This is a genomic window from Streptomyces sp. CA189 (assembly GCF_056428985.1).
Genome location: NZ_JBWJVM010000006.1, coordinates 1 through 17,238 on the forward strand (window position 1 = coordinate 1; position 17,238 = coordinate 17,238).

Annotated in this window: 11 protein-coding genes; 3 read left to right on the plus strand and 8 right to left on the minus strand. The window is 72.1% G+C overall.

What is annotated here, in order from left to right; all coding sequences use genetic code 11:
- Positions 1-369: 369 nt before the first annotated feature.
- Both AC061S_RS06780 and AC061S_RS06785 read right to left on the minus strand, forming a co-directional pair.
- Positions 370-1,107: an HNH endonuclease family protein gene (locus AC061S_RS06780; RefSeq protein ID WP_478684928.1), complete on the minus strand. Its 738-nt coding sequence runs from the start codon at positions 1,105-1,107 to the stop codon at positions 370-372.
- An 83-nt stretch (positions 1,108-1,190) separates the two neighbouring features.
- Positions 1,191-1,673, minus strand: a complete 483-nt coding sequence (locus AC061S_RS06785) for an HNH endonuclease family protein (protein ID WP_478684929.1) — start codon at positions 1,671-1,673, stop codon at positions 1,191-1,193.
- A gap of 110 nt (positions 1,674-1,783) precedes the next feature.
- Here AC061S_RS06785 and AC061S_RS06790 point away from each other — a divergent pair, with 110 nt between their 5' ends.
- Positions 1,784-1,945 (plus strand): Rv0909 family putative TA system antitoxin, encoded by a 162-nt coding sequence (locus AC061S_RS06790; RefSeq protein ID WP_478684930.1) that lies wholly within the window; start codon positions 1,784-1,786, stop codon positions 1,943-1,945.
- A gap of 130 nt (positions 1,946-2,075) precedes the next feature.
- Here the strand turns inward: AC061S_RS06790 and mfd are convergent, their stop codons facing one another.
- The 3 genes from mfd to AC061S_RS06805 form a co-directional block, all read right to left on the minus strand.
- On the minus strand, positions 2,076-5,636 hold the full coding sequence (gene mfd, locus AC061S_RS06795; RefSeq protein WP_478684931.1) for a transcription-repair coupling factor: 3,561 nt from the start codon (positions 5,634-5,636) through the stop codon (positions 2,076-2,078).
- 323 nt (positions 5,637-5,959) lie between these two features.
- Positions 5,960-8,533 carry an ABC transporter permease gene (locus AC061S_RS06800; protein ID WP_478684932.1) on the minus strand — a complete coding sequence of 858 codons (2,574 nt, stop codon included), beginning with the start codon at positions 8,531-8,533 and terminating at the stop codon, positions 5,960-5,962.
- On the minus strand, positions 8,530-9,306 hold the full coding sequence (locus AC061S_RS06805) for an ABC transporter ATP-binding protein (protein WP_478684933.1): 777 nt from the start codon (positions 9,304-9,306) through the stop codon (positions 8,530-8,532). The genes AC061S_RS06800 and AC061S_RS06805 overlap by 4 nt, the downstream gene beginning before the upstream one ends.
- Before the next feature lie 343 nt (positions 9,307-9,649).
- Here AC061S_RS06805 and AC061S_RS06810 point away from each other — a divergent pair, with 343 nt between their 5' ends.
- Both AC061S_RS06810 and AC061S_RS06815 read left to right on the plus strand, forming a co-directional pair.
- Positions 9,650-11,287 carry an MFS transporter gene (locus AC061S_RS06810; protein WP_478684934.1) on the plus strand — a complete coding sequence of 546 codons (1,638 nt, stop codon included), beginning with the start codon at positions 9,650-9,652 and terminating at the stop codon, positions 11,285-11,287.
- Between the two features lie 76 nt (positions 11,288-11,363).
- Positions 11,364-12,173, plus strand: a complete 810-nt coding sequence (locus AC061S_RS06815) for a hypothetical protein (RefSeq protein ID WP_478684935.1) — start codon at positions 11,364-11,366, stop codon at positions 12,171-12,173.
- Between the two features lie 386 nt (positions 12,174-12,559).
- Here the strand turns inward: AC061S_RS06815 and AC061S_RS06820 are convergent, their stop codons facing one another.
- The 3 genes from AC061S_RS06820 to AC061S_RS06830 all read right to left on the minus strand — a co-directional run bounded on the left by AC061S_RS06820 (position 12,560) and on the right by AC061S_RS06830 (position 17,173).
- Entirely contained in the window at positions 12,560-13,432 is an 873-nt protein-coding gene (locus tag AC061S_RS06820; RefSeq protein ID WP_478684936.1) for a DivIVA domain-containing protein, read from the minus strand.
- Between the two features lie 170 nt (positions 13,433-13,602).
- Positions 13,603-16,104 (minus strand): SUKH-4 family immunity protein, encoded by a 2,502-nt coding sequence (locus tag AC061S_RS06825; protein WP_478684937.1) that lies wholly within the window; start codon positions 16,102-16,104, stop codon positions 13,603-13,605.
- A 7-nt stretch (positions 16,105-16,111) separates the two neighbouring features.
- Positions 16,112-17,173 (minus strand): SMI1/KNR4 family protein, encoded by a 1,062-nt coding sequence (locus tag AC061S_RS06830; protein ID WP_478684938.1) that lies wholly within the window; start codon positions 17,171-17,173, stop codon positions 16,112-16,114.
- Positions 17,174-17,238 lie beyond the last annotated feature (65 nt).

Genomic DNA, 17,238 nt, shown 5'->3' on the forward strand with positions numbered 1-17,238 from the left:
GGGTGTCGTAACCGCGTCACTACCAAGGGGCCCGTTCTTTCATGCCCGCGGTCGCACCCGTACCTCCGTCCAGATGATCACCCGCGCCCGCACGCCTCGAACGAAATCCGGTTTGCCACAACGCACTTAGCCGGTCAGACCCAACATGCCTACCGAACGCCCTCTCGCGCGCAATATGGCTGAGCTGTTTCCGGGCATCGTCCTGGGTCATCTTGGGCTTCTTTGTCGATGGTCGGGGCAGCACTCTTGCACGGCCACCGACGCTTTCGCCATCGGGTTCCCAGGCGCCCACCTGGCGATCAGGACGTCAGGCACGCTTCTGCTGCAGACCGAAGCCGACACAGCCGGACATCTGGCGCCTGGGTCTCTTCAGTCGCCGCACTGCTTGAGCATCGCGCTCTGGTCCGCCGTCGTCACCGAGAGCTCGTACTTCTCCGCTACCTGCGCGAACCGGACCGCGTACGAACAGCGGATCTGCTTGTTCGGCGGCAGCCAGGACGCCGGGCCCGAGTCACCCTTTGCGGAGTTGGCGGGGCCCGACACCGGCAGGAGATTCAAGACGTCGTTGGCCAGGCGCTGCCGCTTCGGCTTGTCCCAACGGGCGGCGCCCATCTGCCAGGCGTAAGAGAGCGGCACGACATGGTCTATCTGGACCTCCGCCGCCTCTTCCTTCTTCCAGGCCAGGTCCTTGCCGGTGTACGGATCGGACAAGGTCATCGACACCACCACGCAATCCGAGCCGGACCGGAATCTGACCCCCTGGCCATCGCGTTTGAGCACGTCATTGCGGGTGTCGCAGCCGTTCCGCGCCAGGGGCACACCGTCCGCGGAGTCCATCCAGGCCGAGCCGAACTCCCTCCGGTCGTACCCCGTCTTCGGACCACGCCCCTTGGTGACGAGTCCGGAGATCAGCTTTCGCGCCGCCGCCTGGTCCTGCACGGAGCTGATGGCCGCCAGCCCCGGTTTCATGCCCTCCGGATTGGCCAGCGGACCGCTGCCCCTGGCACCGGACGACGACCCGGCCGCGGACCCCGTCGGCGCCCCGTTCACCGTGCAGCCGGCCAGCACCGCGCCGACCAGAACAGCCGCGCATCCGGCCGCCGACACGCGCGATGTCCACTCCCCGAGCCGCTTCACCCGCACACCCCATCAAGACGAATTCGTACGTGAGACACAACCGCATGAGACACCTAAACCGCCAACATAAGATCGTTGGCGAAGGCGACCCGCTTGCCCTTGTCCCAGGATCCGGCCCCCTTCTGCCAGGCGTCGGAGAGGGCCACGACGTGGTCGATGTCCACGCCGGTGCGGCCCCGTTCGTGTGCGATGCGGGCGCCGGTGTAGGGGTCCTTCTCCAGCACCCCGGTCAGCACCTTGCAGCCGTCCTTGAAGGTGGTCCGGGCCAGGTCCCGCTTGAGGATGTCCTCGCGGGTCCCGCAGCCGCTGCCGTCCGTGTCCAGCCAGCCCTTGCCGAACTGCTCGCGCGCGTACCCCGTCTTCGGCGCCCGCCCCTTGACCGCGAGCCCGTCCACCGAGGCCAGGGCCACGGGCCCGTTGGCCGGGCCCACGGCGTTCGCACCCGCACCGACGCCGGGCTCGGGAAGCCCCGCACAGCCGGAGACCGCGAGGGCCGAGGTGAGCAGGAGGGCGGGAAACAGCAGGTGGGGACGCATAGGACAAGATCATAAACTCCATGGCTTTACAGGGCGTTCCGACTCTCCAGCGGGCGAACCACCCCAAACGGGCGTAGCGTCGCAAACGGGATTACGGAAGGAGCCCGAGCATGGGGATTTTCGACAGGTTCAAGGAAAAGGGCAAGGACATCTCGGACAACCTCGAACAAGAGGCCAACGAGAAGACCGGCAACAAGTACGCCGACCAGATCGACAAGGCCCAGCAGCAGGCGGAAGAGAAGCTCGGCATCGACGACGACCCGAACAAGTAGCCCCCGCGGGAACGCGATCGGCCGCGACCCGGGACCGGAAGGCCCCGTCGCGGCCGTCGCCGTGCCTGCGCGCCGTGCCTAGGCGCCGTGCCTACGAGCCGCGCCTACGCGCCGTACCTACGCGCCACGCCTACGAGCCGAGGATCGTGGCAAGGAACTCCCCGGTCCAGCCCAGCAGTTCCCGTCCGACCAGCGGCTTCCCGCCCACCCGGGCGGTCTTCGGCCGCGGCACCAGCACCTGCGAGGCGGCCGACTTGATCACCGAACCCGGGTAGAGCCGCTTCAGCCGCAGCTCCTGCGACTCGCGCAACTCCACCGGCCCGAAGCGGATGTTGGGCCCCTGGAGGGTGATGTCGCCGACCCCGCAGGCGCGGGCGAGCATCCGCAGTCCGGCCACCAGGAGCAGGTTCTCCACCGGCTCCGGCAGCTTGCCGTAGCGGTCGGTGAGCTCCTCGCGGACCGCCTTGACGTCCTCCTCGGAGTTGGCCGACGCGATGGACCGGTACGCCTGGAGGCGCAGCCGCTCGCCCGGTGCGTAGTCGTGGGGGACGTGCGCGTCGACCGGCAGCTCGATCTTGACCTCCAGCGGCGGCTCCTCCTCCACCCCTCCGTCGATCGCGGCCCGGTAGTCGGCCACGGCCTCGCCGACCATCCGGATGTAGAGGTCGAAGCCGACGCCCGCGATGTGGCCGGACTGCTCGCCGCCGAGCAGGTTGCCCGCACCGCGGATCTCCAGGTCCTTCATCGCCACGTACATGCCGGCGCCCATCTCGGTGTGCTGGGCGATCGTCGCGAGCCGCTCGTGCGCGGTCTCGGTCAGCGGCTTCTCCGGCGGGTAGAGGAAGTACGCGTACCCGCGCTCGCGGCCTCGGCCCACGCGGCCGCGCAGCTGGTGGAGCTGGGAGAGGCCAAAGTTGTCGCCGCGCTCGACGATGAGGGTGTTGGCGTTGGAGATGTCGATGCCGGATTCGACGATCGTCGTGGAGACGAGCACGTCGAACTTCTTCTCCCAGAAGTCCACCACGACCTGTTCCAGGGCCTGTTCGGACATCTGGCCGTGCGCCGTCGCGATGCGCGCCTCGGGCACGATCTCGCGGAGCTTGGCGGCCGCCCGGTCGATGGACTCGACCCGGTTGTGGATGTAGAAGCACTGGCCCTCGCGGAGCAGCTCGCGGCGGATCGCGGCGCCGATCTGCTTCTCCTCGTAGGGGCCTACGAAGGTCAGGACCGGGTGGCGCTCCTCGGGCGGGGTGGTGATCGTCGACATCTCGCGGATGCCGGTCACCGCCATCTCCAGCGTGCGCGGGATGGGGGTCGCGGACATCGTCAGCACGTCGACGTTGGCGCGCAGCTTCTTGAGCTGCTCCTTGTGCTCGACGCCGAACCGCTGCTCCTCGTCGACGATGACCAGGCCCAGGTCCTTGAACTTGGTCTCCTGCGAGAACAGCCGGTGCGTGCCGATGACGATGTCGACGGAGCCCTCACGCAGGCCTTCCAGCGTCGCCTTGGACTCGCCCTCGCTCTGGAAGCGGGACAGCGGCTTCACCTTGACCGGGAACTGCGCGTACCGCTCGGAGAAGGTCCCGAAGTGCTGCTGCACCAGCAGCGTGGTCGGGACGAGGACGGCGACCTGCTTGCCGTCCTGGACCGCCTTGAAGGCGGCGCGCACCGCGATCTCGGTCTTGCCATAGCCGACGTCGCCGCAGATCAGGCGGTCCATGGGGACCGACTTCTCCATGTCCTCCTTGACCTCGGCGATGGTGGTGAGCTGGTCGGGGGTCTCCGCGTACGGGAAGGCGTCCTCCAGCTCGCGCTGCCAGGGGGTGTCGGGGCCGAAGGTGTGGCCGGGGGCCGCCATGCGGGCGCTGTAGAGCTTGATCAGGTCGGCGGCGATCTCCTTGACCGCCTTCTTCGCCCGCGCCTTGGTCTTGGTCCAGTCGGCGCCGCCGAGCCGGTGCAGGGTCGGGGCCTCGCCGCCGACGTACTTGGTGACCTGCTCCAGCTGGTCGGTGGGGATGTAGAGGCGGTCGCCGGGCTGACCGCGCTTGGCCGGCGCGTACTCGACGAGCAGGTACTCGCGGGTGGCGCCCTGCACCGTGCGCTGCACCATCTCGATGTAGCGGCCGACGCCGTGCTGCTCGTGGACGATGTAGTCGCCGACCTCCAGGGTGAGGGGGTCGATCGTCTTGCGGCGCCGGGTCGGCATCCGGCCGAGGTCCTTGGTGGCGGTGCGCTGGCCGGTCAGGTCGGTCTCGGTGAGGACGGCGAGCTTGAGGACCGGGTCGACGAAGCCGTTGTCGAGGGAGCCGCACGACACGTGGACCAGCGAGGGCTCCAGGACCGTGACGTCCGCTTCCAGGCGGGCCGCGATGCCCTCGCCGCCGAGCACCTCGACGGTACGGGCGGCCGGGCCGTGGCCCTCGGTGAGGTAGACGGTGCGCCAGCCGTCGGCGATCCAGGCCTTGGTGTCGGCGAGCGCGCGGGCGGTGTCGCCGCGGTAGGCCTCGGGGGCGTGCATGCCGAGGGTCAGGCTGTCGCTGCCCGCGGCCCCCGCCGCGTCAGCGGCATATGTGAGCGTGTCGTCGGCGGCGAACGGGGACACCGACCACCACATCATGCCGAGCTCGCGCGCGTGTTCCCGTACGTCGGCGATCCCGCGGAGCGAGGCCGCGCCCACGTCGATGGGGGCCTCGCCGCCGCCCGCGGTGGCCGCCCAGGAGGCCATCAGGAACTCCTGCGAGGTCGCCACCAGGTCCGAGGCCCGCGTCCGCACCCGCTCGGGGTCGCACACGACGGCCATCGAACCGGCCGGCAGTACGTCGATCAGCAGCTCCATGTCGTCGACCAGGACCGGGGCCAGGGACTCCATGCCCTCGACCGCGATCCCCTCAGCGATCTTGTGGAGCAACTCCCCGAGCTCGGGGTGGAGCTCGGCGAGGGCCGCGGCGCGCCCGCGCACCTGGTCGGTGAGGAGCAGCTCCCGGCAGGGCGGGGCCCACAGACCGTGCTCGGCGATCTCCAGGGAGCGCTGGTCGGCGACCTTGAAGTAACGGATCTCCTCGACCTCGTCGCCCCAGAACTCCACGCGCAGCGGGTGTTCCTCGGTGGGCGGGAACACGTCGAGGATGCCGCCGCGCACCGCGAACTCGCCGCGCTTCTCGACGAGCTCCACGCGGCCGTACGCGGCCGCGGCGAGTGCCTGCGTCACCGCGCCGAGGTCCACGCTCTCGCCCTGGCGCAGGCTCACCGGGACCAGGTCCCCGAGCCCCTTGACCTGCGGCTGGAGCACGGACCGGATCGGTGCGACGACCACGGAGACCGGGCCCGTGGCGGGGTCGTCCTTGCTCGGGTGCGCGAGGCGGCGCAGTACGGCGATGCGGCGGCCCACGGTGTCGCTGCGCGGGCTCAGGCGTTCGTGCGGCAGCGTCTCCCAGGACGGGTACTCGGCGACCTCGTCGGGGGGAAGCATCGAGCGCAGTGCGGCGGCCAGGTCCTCGGCCTCCCGCCCGGTGGCGGTGACCGCGAGCACGGTCCGCTCGGTACGGGCGGCCAGCGCGGCGATGGCGAAGGGCCGCGCGGCGGCCGGGCCGACGAGGTCCACGTGCATGCGGTTGCCGTCCCCGGCCGCGGTGACCGCCTCGGCGAGTGCGGGGTCCCGGGTGACGGCGTCGAGCAGTCCGTGCAGGCTCATGAAGGCGGCTTTCCGTCCGGTGAGGTGCGGCGAGTTCCCGCGAGGCGGCAACGCGAAGGACCCGACACGTCGAACGGGCCGGGGGTTCCCACCCTACGACGCGGGTCCGACAGCCGCGCGTGGGATTCGGGCCTCCCCCGGCGGTGGCGGGGCCGGGGGTCGCCGGCGGCGGCGAGGCGGTCGTCGGCGGGGCCGGTGAGCCGGTCCCCGAGGCGGCCGGCAGGCGCGCGGGACCGCCCGGTCCGCCCCTGGACGACCGCGGCCCCGCCCCACCCGAACGGGTGAGGCGGGGCGGGGCGTTCCCCCGTACGACCGGCCGGCGACTACTCGCTGGCGATCGCGTTCAGGACGTTCATCCGGCCCGCCCGGAAGGCCGGGACCAGCGCGGCCAGCAGGCCGACCAGGGCGGAGCCGGCGAAGACTCCGAGGATGGTGGGCCACGGGATCTCGAGGATCTTCATGCCCTGCAGTGCGAGGAGCTGGTGGGCGGTGGCCCCCCAGCCCATGCCCAGGCCGAGGCCGAGCAGGGCGCCGAAGAGGGCGATGACCACCGACTCCAGGCGGATCATGCGGCGCAGCTGGCGCCGGGAGAGGCCGATGGCGCGCATCAGGCCGATCTCGCGGGTCCGCTCGACCACCGAGAGGGCCAGGGTGTTCACCACGCCCAGGACCGCGACGATGATCGCGAGGGCGAGGAGGGCGTAGACCACGTTCAGGAGCTGGCCGACCTGGTCCTTCAGTGCCTGCTTGTAGTCGGTCTGGTTGAGCACCTGGTACTGCGGGTACTCGGCCAGATCCGCCTTGACCGCCTTGTACGCGGCGTCGTCCTGGCCGTCCTTGGCGGTGGCCAGCAGCATGAAGGGCCTGGGCAGCTTGTCGGCGGGCACGTTCGCCTCGGCGACGGCGGTGCTGATGTACTTCATGCCCTTGTCGAGGTTGCCCTCGTCGCTGGTGATCGCCGCGACCTTGAGCGTGGTGGTCTTGCCGCCGGTGAAGGCGACCGTCAGCTCGTCACCGAGCTTGACCTGGTGCTTGGTGGCGAAGTCGGAGCCCACCGACATCGCGCCCGGCTTGTACGCCGCCGCGTGCTCGCCGGCGATCATCTTGCGGCGGATGTCCTTGGCGTAGGTGGGGTCCATGGCTCCGAGGCCGTAGATCTCCGTGATGCCGTCGGGGGTGGTGATCTTGGCGTCCACCTCCCGGTAGGCCGTGACGTGGTCCAGACTCTGCGTGGCCCGCAGCGCCTCCTCGGCCTGCGGTACGACCGGCTGGCCCGTCATGGACTGCACGATGAAGTCCGCGCCGACCGACTTGTCGAGCTCGTCGGTGGCCGAGGCCACCATCGAGGAGCCGACCACCGACAGGCAGGCGACCAGCGCCAGCCCGATCATCAGCGCGGCGGCGGTGGCGCCGGTGCGCCGCGGGTTGCGCAGGGCGTTGCGCTCGGCGAGGCGGCCTATGGAGCCGAAGGGCCGCAGCACCGGAGCGGACAGGGCCCGGACCACGACTCCCGCGAGGAGCGGGCCGATCACGATGAACCCGATGAGGGTGAACAGCACACCCAGACCCAGCCACTGCGCTCCGGTACCGGCGGTGTCGGCGGTCCCGGCGAGGTACAGGGCCGCGGCGCCGATGCCGGTGAGGCACAGTCCCAGGGCGGCGCGGATCCGCCCGGCCTTCTTGTCGCCGGGGGTGCCGGACTCGCGCAGGGCGGCCATCGGGGAGACCTTGCCGGCCCGGCGGGCCGGTATGAAGGCGGAGATGACGGTGACGACCACGCCGAGGACGATGCCGATGACCGGGGTGGTCCAGGCGACGGTGAGGTCCTCGGTGGACAGGCTCATGCCGAGCCCGCTCATGAGCTCCATCAGGCCGATGGCCAGGCCGACGCCGGCGGCGACGCCGAGGATCGAGCCGACCACACCGAGCAGCAGGGCTTCGATGACCACCGACTTGAGGACCTGGCCGCTGTCGGCGCCGATGGCCCGCATCAGGCCGATCTCACGGGTGCGCTGGGCGACCAGCATCGAGAAGGTGTTGAAGATCAGGAAGATCCCGACGAGGAAGGCGATCGCGGCGAAGCCGAGCATCACCCACTTCATGATGTCGAGGAAGTCCATGTTCTTGCGGTTGGCGTCCGCGGCTTCCTTGGCGGTCTGCAGCTTGTAGGTGTCGGCGCCGACGGCGGCCGCGACGTGCTGCTTGAGCTGGGCGTCACTCACCCCGTCCTTGGCCGTGACGTTCACGTGCGTGAAGGTGTCCGGGGCGCCGAGCAGCTTCTGCTGCGCGGTGGCGGTGTCGAAGTAGACGACGGTCGCGCCCGGGTTGGTCACGGTGAAGGCGGCGATACCGGTGATCTTGGAGCGGATGTCGCCGGTGACGGCGATGGTGCGGATGTCGTCACCGAGCTTGAGGTGATGCTTCTTCGCCGTGTCGGCGTCGATCATCACGTCGGTGGGGCCGCGCGGGGCCTGCCCCTCGATGATCTTCATCGACTTCAGTTCGTTCTCGGTCCAGTTGCCCGCGAAGGTCGGGGCTCCCGTGGACGAGCCGAGGTTCTCGTTCTTGGAGTTGACGACGGTGACCGCCATCGAGGAGACGCCGCCCTCGACGGACTTCACGCCCTCGGCCTTCTTGACCTGCTCGACGACCGAGCCGGCCAGCGCCTGCGGCTTGCCGGTGTCGGGGGTCTCCCCGCTGTTCTCGGCCTCCTTCGGGGTGACCGTGACATTGGCGTTGGTGACCGCGAACAGCTTGTCGAAGGTGGTGTTCATGGTGTCCGTGAACACCAGCGTCCCGCAGACGAAGGCGACGGACAGCAGGACGGCAACGGCGGACAGCGCCATCCGCCCCTTGTGCGCGACGAAGTTGCGCCGCGCGGTCTTCATGACGGTCATGACGTCCGCCCACGGGCGTCGAAGTCCTTCATGCGGTCCAGGACCTGGTCGGCGGTGGGCGTGTGCATCTCGTCCACGATCCGGCCGTCGGCGAGGAAGATGACGCGGTCCGCGTAGGAGGCGGCGACCGGGTCGTGGGTGACCATGACGATGGTCTGGCCCAGCTCGTTCACCGAGCGGCGCAGGAAGCCGAGGACCTCCGCGCCGGCCCGGGAGTCGAGGTTTCCGGTGGGCTCGTCACCGAAGATGATCTGGGGCCGGGAAGCCAGGGCGCGGGCGACCGCCACGCGCTGCTGCTGGCCGCCGGAGAGCTCGGTCGGGCGGTGCTTGAGGCGGCCCGCCAGGCCCACGGTCTCCACGACCCGGTTCAGCCACTCCGCGTCGGCCTTGCGGCCGGCGATGTCCATGGGGAGCGTGATGTTCTCCAGGGCGTTGAGCGTCGGCAGCAGGTTGAAGGCCTGGAAGATGAAGCCGATCCGGTCCCGGCGGAGCTTCGTGAGCTTCTTGTCCTTCAGACCGGTGATCTCGGTGTCGTCCAGGAAGATCTCGCCGCTCGTGACTGTGTCCAGACCGGCCAGGCAGTGCATCAGCGTGGACTTGCCGGAGCCCGAGGGCCCCATGATCGCGGTGAACTGGCCGCGGTGGATGTCCACGTCCACCGCGTCGAGGGCGACGACCCGCGTCTCGCCGGAGCCGTAGGCCTTGACGACCTTCCGCGCTCGAGCCGCGACGGCCTCATGCCCTCCAGTACCCCCGTGCCTGGTTTCGGTCATAGCCGTTGTCACGGTGTTTCCCCTCGTCCTGATGCGTGGCTCGAAGCACGTGATGCGCTTCGTTCGAAGTCTGCTGGCCGGGGGTGCCGCGGCGCGCTGGTGCCAATCGCCGTATCCATAGGGGTGCTAGCCCTACCCCCCGGACTCCCGCCCTGTAGAAACCAGTTAAGGACTTCCGCGGCCTTTCCTCCTCCTCCCCCGGGACGAAGCGCCCCTGGAACCTTGTGAGGACCTACCCCTAGGGGATCTCGACCGTTGGGACGAGGCGACTGAGGGGATACCACCCCGCAATCCCGCAGTGAGATGGTGTCCGCGCAGGTAAGCGCGGGGGGAGGGGTTTTTCATGGGCTCAGGGGAGAGCACGGGCGCGAGTACCGACGACAGCGCCGGAGGCATACCCCGGGGCGGCCCCGCCGGATCCGGAGGCCAAGCCCCCAACGAGGACGACAAGGCCGACAAGGCCGTGAGCCGGCAGGCGGCCGCCCCGCCCGGGCGGCCCAGTACGGCCGTCGTCGCCGCCCTGATGCTGACCATGGGCCTCGTCGCCCTCGACAGCGCCGTCGTCGCCACCGCCGTCCCGCAGATCGTCGGCGACCTCGGCGGCTTCGCCGTCTTCTCGTGGATCTTCTCGGGCTACATCCTGGCCGGAACGGTCACCCTGCCCGTCTACGGCAAGCTCTCCGACACCTACGGCCGCAAGCCCGTCCTGCTCCTCGGCATCAGCCTCTTCCTGGTCGGCTCGCTGCTGTGCGCGGCCGCCTGGAACATGGCCGCCCTCATCGCCTTCCGGATCCTCCAGGGCCTGGGCGGCGGCGCCCTGCAGGGCACCGTGCAGACCCTGGCCGCCGATCTCTACCCGCTCAAGGACCGGCCCCGCATCCAGGCCCGGATGTCCGCGGTCTGGGCCACCTCGGCGCTGGCCGGCCCGGCACTCGGCGGGCTGATCGCCACGTACACCGACTGGCGCTGGATCTTCCTGATCAACCTGCCGCTGGCCGCCGGCGCCCTGTGGATCATCAACCGCCACCTGGTCGAGCCCACCCGCGCCCCCGGCCGCACCGGCCCAGTCGACTGGGCGGGTGCCCTCGCCGTCTTCGCCTGCGGGGGACTGCTGCTCTTCGCACTCGTCCAGGGCGGAGTCGCCTGGCCCTGGCTGTCGGCGCCCTCGCTGGGACTGTTCGGAGCCGCCGTCGCGCTGGGCGTGCTCGTCGTCCGGATCGAGCGCCGGGCCGAGCAGCCCATCCTGCCCGGCTGGGTGTGGCGCCGGCGCACCATCGCCGCCGTCAACCTCGCCATGGCCGGGCTGGGCCTGCTGATGGTCGCCCCGATGGTGTTCATGCCGACGTACGCCCAGTCCGTACTCGGCCTCGGCCCCACCGGCGCCGGCCTGGTCACCTCCGCGATGACCCTGAGCTGGCCGATCAGCGCCGCCTTCGCCCAGCACGTCTACCGGCGCATCGGCTTCCGCAACACCGCCGCCACCGGGGTCGGGCTGGCCGCCCTCGTCCTCGGCGCCTTCCCCCTGCTCCCCTATCCCGCCCCGGTCTGGCAGCCCGTACTGCTCCTGCTGCTGCTGGGCGGCGCCCTCGGCCTCTTCCAGCTCCCGCTGGTCGTCGGGGTCCAGTCCACGGTGGGCTGGGAGGAGCGCGGAACCACCACGGCCTCGGTGCTGTTCTGCCGCAACGTCGGGCAGAGCGTCGGAGCGGCCCTGCTGGGGGCCGTGGCCAACGCCACCATCGCGGGCCGGCTGGCGCAGGCCCCGCTGCCCGGGCTCCCCTCGAACCTGGACGACGCGTCCCAGGCCCTGACCCGGCCCGACCTGCTGTCCCCGGAGGCCGCCGAGTACCTGCGCCAGGCGGTGGCCGCCGCCGGGGACCACATCTTCCTCGGCGCGACCCTGGCGGCGGCCGCGTCGGCGCTGGTCCTGCTGCTGGTGGCGCCGCGGCGGTTCCCGGTGCTGCCGGAGCAGCGGGAGGGATGAGGGGCGAGCGACTTGTCATGCTCGGGCCGAGACGGTAACCCTCTTCGGAGACACCGCACTCCCCGGGGGGACCCACATGACATCCGCATTCCTCACCCTCGCCTTACTCGCCGCCCTGGCGGGCCCGATCGTCCTGCGCCTGCTCCGCCATCCAGGCTTCGTCACCGGCCGCGACGGGCGCCTCTCCACCTCGATCACGCTCGCCCTGGCCTGGACGGTGATCCTGGTCTGGCTGCTCCTGGCGACCCTCGGCTACGGGCTCACCGCGGGCGGCGGCGTCGACTGGTTCCAGGGCCCCGAAGGCCCCCTGTCCTCCCTGACGACCGTCTACCTCCCGCTGCTCGGTGGCCCGTACGCGGCCCTGATCGCGGCGAAGGCGGTGGTCGGCATGCGGGTGGAGCGGGGCTCCATCGCCAAACCGGCCCCCAAGGGCACGGAACGGCGCCCGATGCACGACCTGATCTCGAACGACGGCGGGCGGACCGACCTCGTCGACCTGCAGTACGTCGCCCTGAGCGCGGTCACGATGCTGTACGTGGTGGCGTTCTTCCTGGCGGACGTGGGCGGCGGGCTGCCGAAGCTGCCGACGGAGATGTGGGCGCTGACCGGGGCGCCGGCCGGGGCCTACCTCCTGAACAAGGTGGCGATGCGGGGGATCCCGGTGATCACCGGGCTCTCCGTGACGGACGGTCTCCTGACCGTCGAGGGCGGCGGCTTCGGGGACGACCCCCGGATCGAGCTCGACGGCACGTCCCTCCCGACCACGGCCACCCCGGCCGGGACCCTGACCTCGCCCCTCCCCACGACGGCGCCGCCCGCCTTCACCGTGGTGGCCACCACCCGCGGCCTCCGCAGCGACCCGGCCCCCTACACCCCGCCCTCCTAACGGCTCCGCTGCGCGGGCCGAAGTTCCCCTACCCGCCCTTCGACCGTTCCCAGGGCCAGCCCTGACCCGGTCCTCAAGCGCCGGACGGGCTGGGAAGAGGTCCCGGGCTACGCCCGGACCCCCTGGGGCTCCGCCCCAGACCCCGGTCCTCAAACGCCGGACGGCTGAAAAGCCAAACCCCGGGCGGCTGAAGAGAGCCAACACCCGGCGGCTGAAGGGACCCAACGCCCGGGCGGCCGAAAAGGCCCCAACGCCGGACGGCTAGACCCAACAGCGGGCGGCTGAAGAGACCCACCACCGGGCGGCGGGGAAGGCCCAACGTCGGGCGGCTGGAGAAACCCACCCTCCGGCGGCGGCGCGGTCGGCACCGTCCCCCACCCGCGCCCTCACCCCTCTGCCGGCGCGCGGCCCGTCAGCGCGGCCAGGCTGGAGCGGACGTGGTTCATGTGGGCCCGCATCTCGTCCTGGGACTCCCCGTGCTCCCGCAGGATCCGCTCCGTCTCCCGCCCGACCCGCTCCTCCCGCACCCGCGCCTCCGCGATCAGCTCCGCCGCCCTCGCCTCCGCGTCCTCCTGGCCGTGCCGCGCCGTCTCCTGGCCCTGCGCGAACGCCCGCTTCGCCTCCGCCAGCCGCGACTCCGCGTACCGCTCCAGCTCCGCGTACCGGGACTCCAGCTCCGCCTCCCGCGCCGCCAGCTCCCGCTCCGCCGCGTCCCAGCGCTCCCCGTGTTCCTGCTCGCGCTCAGCGAGCAGCGCGTCCGCCCGGCGAGCCGTGTCCGCCAGCGCCGCCTGCGCCTCCGCGCGCCACGCCGCCGCGTCGTCCCGCGCCTCGGTCCGCGCGTCGTCCGCCTCGCGCCCCGCCCGCAGCAGCCCCTGCCGGGCCCGGACCTCGGTCTGCTCGCGCACCGCCTCCGCGTCGCCGCGCGCCAGCTCCGCCACCCGGTCGGCGTGCGCCTCGGCCGCGGCCGCCGCCGCCAGCGCGTCCGCCCGCGCGTCCCCCCGCAGGGTCTCGGACTCCTCCTCGGCCAGCAGCAGGATCCGGCGGGCGCGCTCGCCGAGCTCCTCGTACATCTGCGGGGCCAGTCCGGAGACCTCCACGCGCAGCCGCTCCGCCTCCGCCTCCATCTGCTTGGCCAGCACGGTCAGCCGGGCCACCCGCTCCCAGGCCTCGTCCCGACTCCCCGACAGCCGGGCGAGGTACCGGTCCACCTCTTCCGCCCGGTAGCCACGGCCACGCACGGTCGTAAAGGGTGCACTCATCCTGGAAGCGCCTCTCTCGCGGGGGTTCCTGCCAAGGATGCGTCATTTGCTCCCAGAAGCCCGAATGGCCGGGCCGAGACCCCGTTCGAGGGTCACGACCCGGCCATCCGGATGAGCGGAGGATCCCAGGAAGATCCCAGGAGGATCCGCGCGAGATCAGCAGAAACCGGTCAGAGGAGCCCGTCCCACATCTGCTCCAGCAGCACCGACCACCAGTTCTCCGGCGACGCCAGCGCCGCACTGTCCAGCCCCGCCAGATTCGCCTGGAAATCGACGGTCCAGCGGCCCGCCTGCTCCGGCGTCAGATGCTGGCGCAGCCGCCACATGTGACCCAGCATCGCCAGGGACCGTACGAACTGCGGCAGCGAGGAGTTCACGAACTGCGGGGGCACCGGCGCCCCGCCCGGACCGCTCTCCACCGGCACCGCGACGATGTGCGCGGTCCCGTACTGCACGCACAGCGCCTTGCCGAAGTCGCTGCCCACCACCAGGTACGAGCCCGCGTCCGAGGCCGGCTGCACCTGCCGCTGCGCCGCCAGCTCGGCCAGCGTGGGCAGCGGGGCACCCGGTACGGCCTGGGCCCAGAAGAACGGCCCGAAGTCGACCGGAAGGCCCGACCACATCAGCGTCTGCGCCACGATCTCCGGCACACCCTGCCGGGACACCGCGCGCTGCTCGAAGCGGAACACCCCCTGCGGTCCGAACGCCCCCGCCAGCTCCTGCGCGATCGCGTCCAGCGGGATCGCCGGCTGCAACGGCACCTGCGGCAGCGGTGCGCGCACCGGCGCGGGGCGCGCCGGCCCGTCCGCCACCTGGTGCAGTTCGCCCTGGTGGGTCAGCAGGTGCCGCATGCCCTGCTGCCGGCCCGCGTGGTCCGTGCCGTACGGGGCCACGCTGGTGATCCGGACCTGCGGCCAGGTCTCCCGGATCATGCGCGCGCAGTAGCCGCCGGGGAGCTCGCACGAGGCCAGCTCGGTGTGCAGTTCCAGCACCTGCTGCGGAGGCACGTTCATCGCCCGCAGCTCGTAGAGGATCTGCCACTCCGGGTGCGGGGTGCCGGGCGCGGAACGGCGGATGAGCTGCTGCTCGGAGCCGTCGGGAGCCCGGTAGCGCAGCACGGCCTGGTAGCCGGGCCCGACCGTGGGCACCCCGGGAGCCGACGCCTGCGGCGCCTGGGCCTGCGGCGCGTGTACGGGTACGGGTGCCTGCGGCGCGGGGCCGGGAGGCGCGGGCTGCTGCGGACCGCCGGGACCGGCCAGCATGGTGGCGGCGTACGCGTCTCCGCGCCCGCCGGACGCCCCGGACGCCCCGGGAGCCCCCGGGGGACCGGGCGGCGCGGGCGGCTGCCCCGTCACGGCCGGACCCGCCAGCATCGTCGCGGCATGGTCCAGCCCACCGCCGGGCACGCCGGGGGGACCAGGCGGCTGGGGTACGCCGGGACCGGCCAGCATCGTGGCGGCGTACGCGTCTCCGCGCCCGCCGGACGACCCGGGAGCCCCCGGCGGACCGGGCGGCGCGGGCGGCTGCCCCGTCACTGCCGGACCCGCCAGCATCGTCGCGGCATGGTCCAGCCCGCCACCGGGAGCACCGGGAGCACCGGGAGCTCCGGGCGGACCGGGCGGCGCGGGCTGCTGCGGACCGCCGGGGCCCGCCAGCATGGTGGCGGCGTACGAAGGCGACTCCGCGGCGCCGCCCGGCGCACCCGGCGCACCGGGCGGACCCGGCGGAGTGACCGGCGCGGGCGCCCCGGGCCGGTTGACCCGGGCCTTGCTCGTCGGCGCGTCGGCGATGTCCCCACCGGACGCGGAACCGGGACCGGACGCGGGACCGGCGGCGGAGCCCTGCCCCGCCCCCTGCCCCGACTCCGGGTTCAGCGCGGGCACGACGGCGGTCTTCGGCAGCTCACTGCCCCTGGGCATCAGGGTCGTGCGCGCCTCCGGTCCCGGCCCCGACGGCGCCGGGGCGTCGTCCAGGTCCGACCCGGACAGCGGCGGCGCGAACACCGTCGCCGGCAGCGGTACGGACACGGAGTCCGCACCGGGGTTCACGTCGGTCCCGGCCCAGGGCGTGGCCCCGGACGGGACGGCGGCGGGCACCCCGTCGTTGGCGGTCGGCTCGTAGGGGACCTCTCCCCCCCGCCGCAGCGGCACCGGCTCCGAGGAGCCCGCCCCGGAGGCGGCCGGAGCCGCCTGCCCGGCCGGCCCCGAAGGCACCACCGGACCGTCCTGAGCAGCGGAAACAGCAGAAGCACCGGAAACAGCCGAAGCAGCAGGAGCCGCGGAAGCCGCCGGCGCAGCCGGGATCCCCGCCCGGTCCGCCGCCTCCTGCAGCCACTCCGGCGGACTCAGCATGAACGAGGTCTGCTCCGAGTCGATGCGCGGCACCGGCACCGAAGCCTCGGCCTGCGCGGCCGACGCCCCGTACTCCTCCTCGTAGCGGCGGATCACCTCGCCCACCGGCAGGCCGGGCCAGAGGGTCACCTCCCCGCTGTCCCGCGCGATGACCAGCCGCTGCCGGCCGCCCCCGGACACGGGGCCCGCCGGGCGGTCCTCCGCCCACACCACGAAACCGAGTCCGAACTCCCGTACGCGCACCTCGCGGTGCTGGTACCCGGGCACGTCCCCATTGATCCATTCCTCGGCGCGCTCCTGCGCCTGCGCAAACGTCACCATCGCGCCGTCACCCCTCCACCGGTGCCGCGGCCGGCCCGGCACCCGGAACCGAACCCGGAATCGAACCAGCGGCCGAACCCGCACCCGCGCCCGGACCCGTCACGGGAACCGAGCGTGCGAATCCGCCGTCCACCATCAGACCGGCCACCGTTTCCAGTTCCGGCGGATTGCCCGCCAGCCGCTCCAGGAAGGCGTCGAAATCCGTACCGCACGGCAGCAGCAACCGCTCCACGCGTTCCTGCACGGACCAGCCGTCCTGATCGCGCGCATCGTCGTACGGGGAGAACCAGACCGAGCCGATCCCCTCCCCGCGCACCTTCACCGCGAGGAGCCCGCCCTGCGCGAAGGCCACGCACAGGTAGTCCTTCGTCAGGTGGTCCCGCAGGCACTTGTTGACGTAGACGAGGTCGTTGACCGCCGCCTCCTCGCGCACCGTGAAGAACGGCTGGTCCACCAGCAGCCCCAGCTCCACGTCGAGCCCCGCGCCCACCGGCGCGCAGCCGCCCGCCGCCTTCAGGAAGGAGCGGTACGCCTCCGGGAGCCGGTAGCCGAGGTCCTCCTCGACGCCCTGGACCTGCTGCTCGGACACCGAGACCACCGTCTTGGGCAGTCCCAGGTGCACCGGGCGCACCTCCTGCAGCGGCCGCGTCCCGCGCTTGCCGTGGTCCACCGCCGCCGTCGCCAGACCGGCGTGGTGCCTCAGCAACGACTTCACCTCGACCGGGACCAGCTCCATCCGGCGGGTGCCGGACACGTGGTGCCAGGTCCAGCCGTGCGGGGTCGACACCGGGCCGACCGTGTCCCACAGTTCGTGGCCGGTGGCCCGCATGGCCGCGTTCGCGGACACGCAGTCGGTCAGGCGCAGCTCGTCCACGCCGAAGCCCTCCGGGGGCTCGGCGATCTCGACGGCCGCGCGCGCGTACAGCGCGAAGTCGGGGTGTCCGTTCGCGTCGATGCGGACCCCGTGGGGATGGCGCGCGGCCCGGACGGGGTCCGGGAAATGCACGACCTGCCCCGAATAAGCGGCGTTGGGTGGCGCGGCCTGATGCCCGAGCCGACCTGTCGTCATGGCGGTAGCCCCCTGCTGGATCTGGCTGGTTCACCACAGCCTATGTGCTCCGGCAAGGGCGTCAC

What these genes read in the sequence shown, in the direction of transcription:
- mfd (WP_478684931.1), bottom strand. Translation starts at nt 5,636, where the DNA reads ATGAGCCTGCACGGACTGCTCGACGCCGTCACCCGGGACCCCGCACTC.
- AC061S_RS06820 (WP_478684936.1), bottom strand. Translation starts at nt 13,432, where the DNA reads ATGAGTGCACCCTTTACGACCGTGCGTGGCCGTGGCTACCGGGCGGAA.
- AC061S_RS06810 (WP_478684934.1), top strand. Translation starts at nt 9,650, where the DNA reads ATGGGCTCAGGGGAGAGCACGGGCGCGAGTACCGACGACAGCGCCGGA.
- AC061S_RS06830 (WP_478684938.1), bottom strand. Translation starts at nt 17,173, where the DNA reads ATGACGACAGGTCGGCTCGGGCATCAGGCCGCGCCACCCAACGCCGCT.
- AC061S_RS06790 (WP_478684930.1), top strand. Translation starts at nt 1,784, where the DNA reads ATGGGGATTTTCGACAGGTTCAAGGAAAAGGGCAAGGACATCTCGGAC.
- AC061S_RS06825 (WP_478684937.1), bottom strand. Translation starts at nt 16,104, where the DNA reads ATGGTGACGTTTGCGCAGGCGCAGGAGCGCGCCGAGGAATGGATCAAT.
- AC061S_RS06815 (WP_478684935.1), top strand. Translation starts at nt 11,364, where the DNA reads ATGACATCCGCATTCCTCACCCTCGCCTTACTCGCCGCCCTGGCGGGC.
- AC061S_RS06800 (WP_478684932.1), bottom strand. Translation starts at nt 8,533, where the DNA reads ATGACCGTCATGAAGACCGCGCGGCGCAACTTCGTCGCGCACAAGGGG.
- AC061S_RS06805 (WP_478684933.1), bottom strand. Translation starts at nt 9,306, where the DNA reads ATGACCGAAACCAGGCACGGGGGTACTGGAGGGCATGAGGCCGTCGCG.
- AC061S_RS06785 (WP_478684929.1), bottom strand. Translation starts at nt 1,673, where the DNA reads ATGCGTCCCCACCTGCTGTTTCCCGCCCTCCTGCTCACCTCGGCCCTC.